The sequence below is a fragment of the Streptomyces nanshensis genome (assembly GCF_001751255.1).
In the GTDB taxonomy this organism is placed as follows: domain Bacteria; phylum Actinomycetota; class Actinomycetes; order Streptomycetales; family Streptomycetaceae; genus Streptomyces; species Streptomyces nanshensis_A.
Window position 1 is genome coordinate 1 of sequence record NZ_LJGW01000081.1, and the last position, 12499, is coordinate 12499.

The following is a 12499-nucleotide window of genomic DNA, read 5'->3' on the forward strand; positions in this document are numbered from 1 at the left end:
CGATCCCCGCTTCCGGCATGTGTCCTCCCCGTGACGACCGCGCTTCGCCACCGCGCGCGCCGCACCCACCGCCGCCCCGTCGCCGTACCGCCGGCGCCCCCGCCGCCGTCCCGCTGAGCTGCGCACACCGTCCGCCCCGGTCTCCGTACCGGTGCCGTCCGGCGGCCGGATTCCGCGCCCGTGGCCTGCACGGTCGTCCCAACGCCCCTGCCCGGCGGCCGAGTTGGAACGCGCAGGTTCCGCTGGCGAAAAATCGCCGTCAATTCGTGCCCGAACCCTTGCCAAGCAGAGTTAGTACGTGTTCGGATTAATTCTCACCGGGCCCCGGAGCCCGTGTATCTCTGCTGGTCAGAGGTGAAGCGGAGGGCTGTGTTCAGCCTGTCCGTACACCCAGTGACCCCATAGCGACGCCTGGTCACCGACGGGAACGCGCAACCCGCGAAGCGCCGTCCGTGATCCACATCTGAAGCGAAGCCTCCTTGGAGGGACACCCATGTTCGATCTCTCGTCCGTCGATCTGCTCGACGCCTTCCGGCGCGAGCTGGAGCTGTGCAAGGTGAAGCAGGACGAGCACGTCGTCGTCCTCGCCGAGCCGGACAGCCGGGGCGACTACGTCGCCGCGGCCTTCGGAGCGGCGAAGTCGCTGGGAGCCCACGTCATCTCGGCGACCGTGCCCGGCGGCAACCCGGCCCCCATGGACAGCACCCGTACCGGCGCCGGACCGGGGCTGACCTCCGTCCTCAACGACAAAGCCGCGCAGGACCTGCTGAAGTCGGCCGACCTCGTGGTCGACCTCACCCAGGAGGGCTTCATCCACGCCCCCGTACAGCAGGAGATCCTCAAGACCGGCACCCGGATCATCTTCGTCTGCGACGCCCCCGACGTGCTCGTACGCAACCTCCCGCAGGAGAGCGACAAGGAGCGGGTCCTCGCCGGCTCCGGCCTGCTCAAGCGCTCGGAGACGATGCGGGTGACCTCTGGCGCGGGCACCGATCTGACCGTGCAGCTCAAGGGCTCGCACCCGGAGTTCCAGGTCGGCTTCGCCGACGACCCGGGCCGCTGGGACCACTGGCCGAGCACGATGGTGCTGTGCTGGCCGGAGTTCTCCGACGGGCAGCTCGTGCTCGCCGAGGGCGACATCCTGCTGCCGTTCAAGGAGTACGTCCGCGAGCCCGTCACGCTGAACATCGCCGACGGGCACATCGAGAAGATCTCCGGCGGCGCCGAGGCCAAGCTGCTCGACAGCTTCTTCGAGGACGCCGACGACGAGTGGGGACGCAGCCTGTCCCACATGGGCTGGGGCCTGATGAAGACCGCCGACTGGTTCGCCACCGCCCTGTACGGCAAGAGCGAACTGATGGGCATGGACGCCCGCGCGTTCGCCGGCAACTTCCTCTGGTCCACGGGCCCGCACCCGATCCTCGGCCGGGAGTCCTACGCGCACGTCGACATCGCGATGCGCGGCTGCACCGTCTCCGTCGACGGCACCGACGTCGTGGTGGACGGACGGCTCGTCGAGGACTGACCCGGCGCTCTCTCAACACGGCCCCCGCGGCCACTCGTTCACCGCTCATCTCTTGGAGGAGCCTTGGCGGCCAGCCAGTCTTTCGAAGTCACCGTCGTCGGCGGCGGTCTCGGCGGTATGACCGCCGCCCTCGCCCTCCGGCACCGGGGCGTCCGGGTCACCGTCCTGGAACAGGCGCCGGAGCTGGGCGAGGTGGGGGCCGGGATACAGACGGCGCCCAACGCGAGCCGGGTGCTGCTCGGACTCGGTCTGCGCCGCCAGCTCGAAGCCATCCACACCGAGCCGCTGGACCAGGTGCGGCGCCGGTGGAAGGACGGCAGCGTCGTGGGCCTGACCAGGCTGGGCGAGTTCTGCAAGGAGCAGTACAACGCCCCGTACTGGCACTACCACCGGGCCGATCTGCACCGCGTGATCATGGACGCGTGCACCGACCCGGAGGGCCCCGGACCCGTCGTACGGCTCCACACCGATGCGAAGGTCGTCGAACTGGACCGCAGGGACCCGTCGCGGCCGGTCGCCGTCACCGAGGACGGCGGCCGGTACGCCGGCGACGTCCTGGTGGGCGCAGACGGTATCCGCTCCCGGATCCGCGACCTCATGGGCGCCGAGGACACCCTGCGCTTCTCCGGGGAGATGGCCTTCCGCGCCCTCATCCCCGGCGACCTGATCGCCGCCGACCCGGCGACGCGCTGGCTGGTCGACCGCTTCCAGTCCACGATCTGGTACGGGCCCGGCCGGCACCTGGTCCACTACATGATCCGCGGCGGCGAGTATCTGAACGTCGTCGCCTGCGTCCCCTGCACCGACGAGGTCGCCGAGAAGTGGGTCGCGCCCTCCAGCGCCGAGGAGTTGGCCGACGCCTTCCCCGGCTGGGACGACCGCGTACCGGCGATGCTCTCCAAGGCCAAGGAGGACGTGTCCTGCTTCGCCCTCTACCACCGGCGCCCCGACCCCGTGTGGCTGGACGGTACCGTCGCGCTCCTCGGCGACGCCTGCCATGCCATGCTTCCCTACCAGGCACAGGGCGCCTCACAGGCCATGGAGGACGCCGCCGTCCTCGCCGAGGAGCTGGGGTCCGTCACCGCCGACGGCATCCAGGGGGCGCTGCGCCGCTACGTGGACCGGCGGGCCAAGCACGCGGGGATGGTGCAGCAGGCCTCACTGCGGAACAAGACCTTCTACCACTTCCCCGACGGGCCGGAGCAGCGGGAGCGTGACGCGAAGCTGAAGCGCTTCGACGGGGAGTCCGACGTCTCCTACGACTGGCTGTGGAGCGGCACCCCGCTCAACGACCCCGACCTGGGGGCTTTCTCGTACCAGTTCGCCCGGTGAGCCGCGCGGGCGCGTCTTCGTGGCGTTCCCGCTGACGGCGAGCGAACCGGCACGCTGCCACGGCAGCCGACAACGACCGCGCATGTGCCCCTCTTCGAAACGTGGAGCGAACCGTGAAGACAGGCGATCAGATAGTTCAGGAACTCCCATGGAAATGGGGAGTTCAGGGCAGGATTTTCATCATCGGTGGCCTCGGCTACCTCTTCGACGCATGGGACATCGCACTCAACGGCTTCCTGATGCCGTTGCTGAGCAAGGACTTCGGCCTCTCCGTCAGTGAGAGCGGCCTCGTCGCGACCGCCAACCTCGTCGGCATGGCCACCGGCGCCGTGGTGTGGGGCGGCATCGCCGACCGCATCGGCCGCAAGAAGGCCTTCAGTGCGACCCTGCTGGTCTTCGCGCTCTTCTCCGTGCTGGGTGCGCTGTCGCCCGAGTACTCGGTCTTCCTGGTGCTGCGCTTCCTGGCCGGCGTCGGCCTCGGCGGCTGTATCCCCGTCGACTACGCCCTGGTCAGCGAGTTCTCACCGCGTAAGCACCGCGGGCGGATCCTCACCGCGCTCGACCTGTGGTGGCCCGTCGGCGTCACGCTGTGCGGCCTGGTCGCCACCTCGATGGTGCCGCTGCCCGGCAACTGGCGCTGGATGCTCTCGACGATGGTGCTGCCCGCACTGCTGCTGTTCTGGGTGCGCCGCGGCGTGCCGGAGTCCCCGATCTACCTCGCCAAGGTCGGCAGGGAGACCGAGGCCCGCGGCGTCATCGACGGTCTGGTCGCCCGTACCGGCGCCGTCGCCGAGCCGTACGAGATCCCGGTGCCGGCCCCCGGCGAGGGCTCCGACCGGCCGAAGGGACTGCGCGCGGGCGTGGACCAGTTCCGCAAGCTGTGGACGTACAACCCCCGCATCACGTCCGTGTCCTGGCTGCTGTTCATCACGATCATGCTGGTCTACTACGCGGCGCTGACCTGGCTGCCCTCGATCCTCAAGGAGGAGGGCTACAACGACACCGCCTCCTTCATGGGCCCCACGCTGATGAGCGGCGTCGGCATCCTCGGCGTCCTCACCTCGACCTGGCTCGTCGACGTCATCGGGCGGAAGTGGCTCATCGGGCTCTCCGCGCCCGTGGCCACCGCGGCGCTGGTGGCCTTCGCGGCGATGCTCAAGGCGCAGACGGCCGCGCTGATCTGGATCGGTGCGTTCGGCTTCCTGATCCAGCTCACCATCCCGGTGCTCTACGCGTACGTCGCCGAGCTGTACCCGACGCCGCTGCGCGCCAGCGGCTTCGGCTGGGCCTCCTCCGTCAGCCGGATCAGCACCGGCTTCGCGCCGATGCTCTTCGGCTCGGTGATGTGGCCGCTGCTGGGGCTGCCGATGACGTTCACTGTGCTCGGGTTCGTCGTGGTGCTGGCGGTGATCTGGATGGCGTTCGGCGCCCCGGAGACCAAGGGCAAGTCCCTGGACGACGTGGACGAGGAGGCGGAGCCCGAGCCGGCCGCCGCCGTGCCGGCGCCCGCCGCGAAGGCGCCCGTGCAGGGCTGAGCCTCCTGCGCGGCGCGGGTGCCGGGCCCGCGCCGCGCGGGAGTGCGGCGGCGTACGCGGAAGCGCATGAGCCGGCCGCACACCGGTGAGGTCTCCGGCACGACAGCCCGGAGGGACGGCCCCGGAGGGGAGAGGAACCGAGAGATGAAGCCCGCCGCATTCACGTACCACCGCGCACGTGACGTCGAGGGCGCCGCACGCCTGCTCGCCGAACTCGGCGACGACGCGAAGGTCATCGCCGGCGGCCAGAGCCTGGTCGCGATGATGAACTTCCGCCTGGCCAGGCCCGCTCACCTCGTCGACATCGGCGGGCTCTCCGGTCTGGACGGGCTGCGTACGGACGCCGGCGGCGCCCTGCACATCGGCGCCCTCACCACCCACCACGCCGTCGAGACCGCGCCGCCCGAGGTGCTCGGCGCCGGGTTCGCCGTGCTGCGGGACGCCATGCGCTGGGTCGGGCACCTCCCGATCCGCACCCGCGGCACCGTCGGCGGCAGCCTCGCGCACGGCGACGCCACCGCCGAGTGGTGTCTGCTCGCCGTACTGCTGGACGCCGAGCTGGTGGCGCGCGGCCCGGACGGCGAACGCCGCATCCCCGCGGCGGAGTTCTTCCACGGCTACTACACGACCGCTCTGGAGCCCGAGGAGATCCTCGTCGAGGTCGTCTTCCCGCGGCCCGCGCCGTACGCCGCGCTCACCGAATTCGCCGAGCGGCGGGGCGACTTCGCGACCGTCTCGGCCGCCGTCGACCTGGAACCGGCGGACGGTCCCGAAGGCGCCGAGGATTCCGGACGCGAAGGCGAGCCCGAACTCGTCGGCGGTGGCGGCCGCTTCCGCGCCGCGCGGGTGGCGCTCGGCGGGGTCGCCGCGCTGCCCGTGCGGGTGCCGGAGGCCGAGGAGGCGCTTGTACAGGGCGGTCCGTACGGGCCGGAGCTGTACGCCCAAGTCGCCGCGGTCGCCGCGGAGTCCGTGGACCCGCCGAGCGATGCCAACGGCAGTGCCCACTACCGGCGGACGCTCATCCGCACGCTCGTGGCCCACGCATGTGAGGAGGCGATGTCCCGATGACCGGCCCGACGCCCGGCCCCGCGACGCCCGTACGGCGAGAGCCCGGCGAGCCCGGTAAGTCCCGTGAGCCCGAAGTGACAGCGCCGCAGGGCCTGTTGGACGAGGACCGGCCGGCGGAGACCGCCCGGCCGGGTCCGGAGCACTCCGGACACACCGCGCCCGCCCGCGAGGACCGCCCCTGGATCGGCGCGTCCGTCGGCCGCCGCGAGGACCCTCGACTCCTCAGCGGCAACGGGCAGTTCACCGATGACATCGACCTTCCCGGCATGCTCCACGCGCAGTTCGTGCGCAGCACCGTCGCCCACGCCCGTATCACCGCCCTCGATCTGACGGCGGTGCGCCAAGTCCCGGGCGTCGTCGCGGCGTTCGACGCACAGGACCTCTCACTCGCCGACATCACCGCCCGGCTGGGGCGCCCGCTCACCGAGTTCGTCCCCACCGGGATGCCCGTGCTGGCGCGGGAGAAGGTCCGTTACGCGGGCGAGCCGCTGGCGATCGTCGTCGCGCGGGACGCCTATGCCGCCGAGGACGGGGTGGAGGCGGCCCGGGTCGGCTACGACTCGCTGCCGCCCGTCGTCTCCGAGGAGCAGGCGCTCGCACCGGACGCGCCGCTCGTGCACGACGAGGCGAGCGCCAACACCCTGCTGGACGTCTCGATGTTCGCCACCGAGGGCATCGACGGCACCTTCGACGAGGCGCCGTGCGTCGTACACGTCGAGACCAGGACGGGACGCCAGAACGCCCTGCCCCTGGAGACCAGGGGAGTGGTGGCGGGCTGGGACCACCGCGAGGAGCAGCTCGTGCTGCGCACCTCCACCCAGGTGCCGCACCAGGTGCGGACGACTGCCGCCCGCTGTCTGGGACTCGACGAGCGTGCCGTGCGCGTCGTCGTCCCCGACATGGGAGGCGGCTTCGGCCAGAAATGCGTGGTGGGCCGCGAGGAGATCGCCGCGGGCGCCGCGGCGATACGCCTGGGCCGCCCCGTGAAGTGGATCGAGGACCGCAAGGACGCGCTCACCGCCGCCTTCCTCGCCCGCGAACAGCACTACGACGTACGCGCCGCCTTCGACGCCGAGGGGCACATCCTGGGCCTGGACGCCGCCGTCGTCTGCGACATGGGCGCCTACTCCTGCTATCCGTTCACCGCGGGCATCGAGCCGCTGATGGCCTCGGCGGAGATGCCCGGCGTCTACAAGGTCCCCGCCTACCGGGTGCGGGCGCGCGCGGTCACCACCAACAAGGCGCCCACGGCGCCGTACCGGGGCGTGAGCCGGCCGCAGTACGTGATGGTCATGGAGCGCCTCTTCGAACGGGCCGCGCGGGAGCTGAAGCTGGAGCCGACGGAGATCCGCCGCCGCAACCTCATCACGCAGTTCCCCTACACCGGCGTCAACAACGTGACGTACGACCCGGGTTCGTATCTGGAGTCGCTGAACCTGTGCGAGTCGGTGCTGAAGGAGGAGGGCTGGTACGCGGCGAAGGAGACCGCCGCGGCGCAGGGCCGGCATCTGGGCATCGGCTACTCCTGCTTCAGCGAGCGCACCGGCTACGGCTCGGCCGCCTTCGCCCAGCGCAAGATGGAGGTCGTGCCCGGCTTCGACATCTCCGAGGTACGGATGGACACCAGCGGCGCGCTGGTCGTCACCACCGGCACCATGAGCCACGGCCAGAGCCACGAGACGACGCTCGCGCAGATCGCCGCGGACGAACTCGGCCTGGACATCGGCAAGGTGCGCATCCACCAGGGCGACACCGACCGCATCACCTACGGCTGGGGCACCTTCGCCAGCCGCTCCGTGGCGATCGGCGGCAGCGCCGTACGGCTGGCCGCGGGCAAGCTCGGCGAGAAGCTGATAGCGATCGCCGCGTCCGTCCTCGAAGTCCCGCCGGACGAGCTGGAGTTGGGCCCCGGGCTGGTGCGCCGTCCCGCCGACGGGCGCACCGTGTCCTACGAGGAGCTGGCCGACATCGCCTACCTCAAGTCGCATCTGCTGCCCAAGGACACCGAGCCGGGGCTCACCGCCACCGCCTCCTTCGACGTCCTGAACGACGGCACCTTCTCCAACGCCACCCACGGCGTCGTCGTCGAACTCCACGAGGGGACAGGGCAGGTGGAGATCCTGCGCTACGTCTGCGTCGAGGACTGCGGCGTGGCCATCAACCCCAAGGTCGTCGAGGGACAGACCAGGGGAGGCATCGCGCAGGGCATCGCCGGCGCCCTCTTCGAGCAGGTCACCTACGACGAGCAGGGGGCGCCCTCGGCCGTGAGCTTCATGGAGTACAAGGTCCCCACCGCGCTGGAGATCCCCGAGGTGTCCATCCACCATCTGGAGACCCCCTGCGCCTTCACCGAGACCGGTGCCAAGGGAGTCGGCGAGGGCGGCACCATCGGCGCACCCGGCGCCGTGCTCAACGCCGTCAACGACGCGCTGCTCCCCACCGGAGTCGAACTGGACGACACCCCCGTCACACCTCAGACGGTGGCCGCCGCACTGGAGCACACCTCATGACCGACGACGTCAGCACCCCCGAACACCCCGTAAGGCAACAGCAGTTGATCAGCCTGCACGTCAACGGCGAGGCCCACGAGCTGCTGACCGAACCACGCCGCACCCTCGTCGACGTCCTCCGGCACGATCTGCGGCTGACCGGCACCCATGTGGGCTGCGAGCACGGCATCTGCGGCGCGTGCACCGTACTGCTGGACGGCGCCCCCGTACGGGCCTGTCTGATGTTCGCGGCGCAGGCCGAGGGCAGCGAGATCCGTACGGTCGAGTCGCTGGCCGACGGGGGCGGGCTCGGCGATCTCCAGCGGGCGTTCTCCGAACACCACGGCCTCCAGTGCGGGTTCTGCACGCCGGGATTCCTGATGCTCGCCGAGGGGTTCCTCGCCGAGCGCCCGGAGGCGTCCAAGGAGGAGATCCGCGAGGTCGTCGCCTCCAACCTGTGCCGCTGCACGGGCTACCAGACCATCGTCGAGGCGATCGACGACTGTGCGGCGCGCCGCCGCGCCGCCCTCCGCGCCCGCGTGGAGGGCACGGCGCACCAGGACGAGAACACCAGTGAGACGGTGCCGCCCCGCGCGGCATGCGAGGAGGTTCCATGCGGATCGACAACGCGGTCACGGTAGCGGCGAGCCCGGACGAGGTGTTCGCGCTCGTCAACGACGTCGAGCGCGTCGCCTCCTGCATGCCCGGCGCCACGCTCGACGGCAAAGACGGCGACGCCTGGGCGGGGAAGGTGAAGGTCAAGGTCGGCCCCGTCACCGCCGCCTACGCGGGGACCGTACGGTTCCTGGAGGTCGACGCCGAGAAGCGGCGGCTGCGCGTACAGGCGCGCGGCGCGGACACCCACGGCAGCGGCGACGCCGAGGCCGAGGTCGGTCTGGAGGTGGCCGAGGCGCCCGGCGGCGCCGAACTGCGCCTGGTCACCGACCTGGTGATCCGCGGCAAGATCGCCCAGTTCGGCAAGGGCGCCGTCGCGGCGGTCTCCGACCGGATCCTCAAGCAGTTCGCGCGGAACCTCGGCGGGCTGCTGGAGCAGCAGCGCGCGGGGGCACCGGACCCGTCGGCGGCCCTCCCGGCGGACGCCGAGGGCGCACCGGCCGCCGCGCTCTCCCCGCAGCCGGCGACGGCCCCGGGTGCCGCGTCCGCCCGACACCCGGGCGCGGCAGGGCAGTTGAGCACCGCCGAGGGCTTCGCGGGCCAGGCGGACTCCGTCGGCCTGTCCATGCTGGTGCCGCCCGCCGTCGCCAAGTACGCCCCGATCGCGGGCGCGTTCGCCTTCGGCCTCTTCGAAGGCTGGCTGCTGGGACGGGCGTTGAGCCGGGAGAGGGCCCACCACTGCTGCACCCCGAGGAGCGCCCGGTGAGCGCCGCGACGCCCGCCCCGGCACCGTACGGACACGAGGGCCGCTACGGCCGGGAGACCGACCGCACCTACGAGCGTGCCGGGTTCGGAGCCCGTGTGCGCCGCGGCACGCGTCCCGCGCTCGTCGTCGTCGACCTCACCCGGGGCTTCACCGAGGACTCCTTCCCCTCCGGCGCCGATCTGACCGAAGTGGTCGGCGCGAGCGCCGAGTTGGCCGACGCGGCCCGCGCCGCCGGGGTCCCCGTCGTGTGGACGGTCATCGCCTACACCCCGGCGGAGGCCGAGGGGAACTCCGTCACCTGGCTGGAGAAGGCGCCGGGCATGCGCGCGCTCGTCGAGGGCAGCGAGGCGGTGGACCTCGATCCGAGACTGCCGAGGCGCCCCGAGGACCATCTCGTGGTCAAGAAGGGCGCGTCCGCGTTCTTCGGCACCTCCCTGGCCGCGACGCTGACCGGTCTCGGCTGCGACACCGTGCTCGTGTGCGGGGCGACGACGAGCGGCTGTGTTCGGGCGACCGCGGTGGACGCCGTCCAGTCCGGCTTCCCCGTCCTGGTGCCGCGCGAGTGCGCCGGCGACCGCGCCCAAGGACCGCACGACGCCGCGCTGTTCGACATCCAGGCCAAGTACGGGGACGTCATCGGGCTCGGCGACGCCCTGGCGTATGTGTCCGGGCTGGGGGGTGCCCCCGTCTCGCCACGGCCCCCGGCGGCGCCCGCACCGACGACCGCCGGGCCCGCCCGTTAGCCGCCGTCCCGACGCCACCGCCCGCCCACCGTCCACCGGAACGTGAGGAAACCGCATGTCCCGCCCGTCCGACCGCGTCATCAGCCAGCCCGCGCTCGCCGATCTCGCCGACGTCCCCGCCACCGGCCGCTGGATCCGCTCCGGCGCGCTGCGGCTGCACGCCCTCGACTACGGCGCCCCCGGCGACGGCCGCGTGCCCCTGCTGCTCCTCCCCGGCATCACCTCGCCCGCCGTCACCATGGACTTCGTGGCCCGCCGGCTGACCGACCTGGTGCGCCCGATCGTCCCCGACATCCGCGGCCGCGGCTTCTCCGACGACGGCGACGCCTACGACCTGGAGAGCTACGCCGAGGACACCGAGGCGTGGATCGACGGACTCGCCCTGGACCGTCCGCTGCTCGCCGGGCACTCCATGGGAGCCCGGATCGCCGCCGTCACCGCCGTACGCGCCAAGGCCGCGCTGCGCGGCACCGTGCTCGTCGACCCGCCCATGAGCGGTCCGGGCCGCGACCCGTACCCGACGACGCTGCCCGCGTTCCTGGGCCAGCTCGAACAGGCACGGCGCGGCACGGACGCCGACGAGGTGGCCCGCTCCTGGCCCCGCTGGCCGCGCCGCGAACAGGAGTTGCGGGCGCGCTGGCTCTCCAGTTGCGGCGAGGCCGCCCTCACGCAGACCCATCAGGGCTTCGAGAGCGAGGACTTCTTCGACTGGTGGCCCTCGGTACCGGACCCGACGGAGATGCTCTACGGCGCGGACAGTCCCGTCGTCACGGAAGCCGGCGTACGCGAGGCGGAGCGCACCCGTCCTGGTGCGCGGCTGACTCCGGTTCCGGATGCCGGTCACATGCTCTTCTGGGACAGTCCGGACGCCGCACTGGACGCGTTCCGGGACGCGCTGCGTGCCCTGCTCGACTGAGCGCCCGGCGGCGGGACGCGCGGAACGAGCCGTGGGACGGCCGTGCTTTAGTGGGCCCCATGGCTGACAAGACCACGCCGCCCCCAGGCGCGGCCGCGCCCCCCGCCGCCCTGCTCCAGGCCCCCGGATATCAGGTCCGCCGCCTTTATCAGGCGTATCTCGCGGCATGGCTGCGCAGCGTCGATCCGACGCTGACGGGCCCTCAGTTCGCGGTCCTCACCGCGGTGAACGCCGCACCGGGACGCGACCAGAGCGCGATGGCCTCGGCGGTGGCGCTGGACACCTCCACCATGGCGGACGTGGCCCGGCGCCTGGAGAAGCGCGGACTGATAGTGCGCCGTACGGCGGCGGACGACGGACGGCGCAAGCTCCTCTTCCTCACCGACGAGGGCGAGCGCGCCCTCCGGGAGGCCGACGACCGGGCGCGCGCCCTGGACGAGAGACTGCTGGAGCCCTACGGCTCGGCCACGGAGCGCGCACGGCTGCTGCGTGAACTGACGGCGCTGGCCGACCACTGGGAAGGTCTCTCCGAGGAGGGCTGACCTCGGCGGGGGCCGGGGCCCGGCGGTCCGGGAGCCCGGGGGAAGGGAATCTCCCCGGCTCTTGTGCGACCAAATAGTACGTGTTCGGATTAACTCTGTGTGCGGAGGAGCCCGCCTCGTCCGCCGCTTCCCCCGCCCGCCCCGACCTCACCGGAGACCCCCGTGACAGACACGACCGACGCGACCGACCACCGCTTTGACGTGATCGACGCGACCGACCACCACATCGGCATGATCGTCCCCAGCTCCAATCTGACGATGGAGACCGAACTCCCGCGCATGCTGCGCGCCCGCGAGGAGATCGCGCCCGAGGACCGCTTCGTCTTCCACAGCAGCCGGATGCGGATGCAGAAGGTCACCCCGGAGCAGCTCAAGGGCATGAACGCCCAGACCGAGCGCGCCTCCCTCGAACTCGCCGACGCCCGGCCCGACGTCGTCGCCACCGCCTGCCTCGTGGCGATCATGGCCCAGGGCCCCGGCTACCACTGCACCGCGGAGGACGAGATCACGGCCGTCCTGCGCGCCCAGGACGCACAGGTCCCCGTCGTCTCCAGCGCCGGCGCGCTGCTCAGCGGCATCGAGGCGCTGGGCGCGCGGCGGGTCGCCGTCATCACCCCGTACATGAAGCCGCTCACCGAGACCGTCGTGAACTACATCCAGGACGCGGGCGTCGACGTCGTCGACTCCCTCAGCCTCGAAGTGGCCGACAACCTGGCCGTGGCCCGGCTGAACCCGGCAGACCTGCGCGAGCACTGGAAGCGGCTCGACCTCACGGGCGCCGAGGCGATCGTGCTCTCCGCCTGCGTCCAGATGCCCTCGCTCCCGGCGATCCAGCACGTCGAGGACGCCTCGGGCCTCCCCGTCCTCTCCGCGGCCACCGCCACGGCGCACCGCATCCTGACCGAGCTCGGCCTCAAGCCGTCGGTCCCGGACGCGGGCAGCCTGCTGGACGGCGGGCACTGAGGGGG

General features: G+C 71.9%; 11 protein-coding genes. All 11 read left to right on the forward strand.

Features of this window, described 5'->3' with window-relative positions:
• Positions 1 to 493 precede the first annotated feature (493 nt).
• The 11 genes from AN218_RS03820 to AN218_RS03870 all read left to right on the forward strand — a co-directional run bounded on the left by AN218_RS03820 (position 494) and on the right by AN218_RS03870 (position 12494).
• The gene (locus AN218_RS03820) at positions 494 to 1525 is read left to right on the forward strand and encodes a 2,5-dihydroxypyridine 5,6-dioxygenase NicX family protein (RefSeq protein ID WP_070015194.1); all 1032 of its coding nucleotides are present in this window, start codon (positions 494 to 496) and stop codon (positions 1523 to 1525) included.
• 63 nt (positions 1526 to 1588) lie between these two features.
• Positions 1589 to 2857: an FAD-dependent monooxygenase gene (locus AN218_RS03825; RefSeq protein WP_070015195.1), complete on the forward strand. Its 1269-nt coding sequence runs from the start codon at positions 1589 to 1591 to the stop codon at positions 2855 to 2857.
• 113 nt (positions 2858 to 2970) lie between these two features.
• On the forward strand, positions 2971 to 4392 hold the full coding sequence (locus AN218_RS03830) for an MFS transporter (RefSeq protein WP_070015196.1): 1422 nt from the start codon (positions 2971 to 2973) through the stop codon (positions 4390 to 4392).
• A gap of 144 nt (positions 4393 to 4536) precedes the next feature.
• Positions 4537 to 5460 carry an FAD binding domain-containing protein gene (locus tag AN218_RS03835; protein WP_070015197.1) on the forward strand — a complete coding sequence of 308 codons (924 nt, stop codon included), beginning with the start codon at positions 4537 to 4539 and terminating at the stop codon, positions 5458 to 5460.
• Complete coding sequence (locus AN218_RS03840) at positions 5457 to 7970, forward strand: xanthine dehydrogenase family protein molybdopterin-binding subunit (RefSeq protein WP_244900247.1); 2514 nt, start codon at positions 5457 to 5459, stop codon at positions 7968 to 7970. Before AN218_RS03835 ends, AN218_RS03840 begins: the two co-directional genes overlap by 4 nt.
• A complete protein-coding gene (locus tag AN218_RS03845) occupies positions 7967 to 8590 on the forward strand; it encodes a (2Fe-2S)-binding protein (RefSeq protein WP_079131793.1) in 624 nt (207 codons plus the stop codon). The genes AN218_RS03840 and AN218_RS03845 overlap by 4 nt, the downstream gene beginning before the upstream one ends.
• The gene (locus tag AN218_RS03850) at positions 8563 to 9330 is read left to right on the forward strand and encodes an SRPBCC family protein (protein WP_070015198.1); all 768 of its coding nucleotides are present in this window, start codon (positions 8563 to 8565) and stop codon (positions 9328 to 9330) included. The genes AN218_RS03845 and AN218_RS03850 overlap by 28 nt, the downstream gene beginning before the upstream one ends.
• On the forward strand, positions 9327 to 10073 hold the full coding sequence (locus AN218_RS03855) for an isochorismatase family protein (RefSeq protein WP_079131794.1): 747 nt from the start codon (positions 9327 to 9329) through the stop codon (positions 10071 to 10073). The genes AN218_RS03850 and AN218_RS03855 overlap by 4 nt, the downstream gene beginning before the upstream one ends.
• Before the next feature lie 55 nt (positions 10074 to 10128).
• Positions 10129 to 10989, forward strand: coding sequence for an alpha/beta fold hydrolase (locus AN218_RS03860; RefSeq protein WP_070015199.1), 861 nt, complete (start codon positions 10129 to 10131; stop codon positions 10987 to 10989).
• A gap of 59 nt (positions 10990 to 11048) precedes the next feature.
• Positions 11049 to 11531, forward strand: coding sequence for a MarR family winged helix-turn-helix transcriptional regulator (locus tag AN218_RS03865; RefSeq protein ID WP_070015200.1), 483 nt, complete (start codon positions 11049 to 11051; stop codon positions 11529 to 11531).
• A 231-nt stretch (positions 11532 to 11762) separates the two neighbouring features.
• Positions 11763 to 12494 (forward strand): maleate cis-trans isomerase family protein, encoded by a 732-nt coding sequence (locus AN218_RS03870; RefSeq protein ID WP_070015224.1) that lies wholly within the window; start codon positions 11763 to 11765, stop codon positions 12492 to 12494.
• The last annotated feature ends 5 nt before the right edge of the window (positions 12495 to 12499 follow it).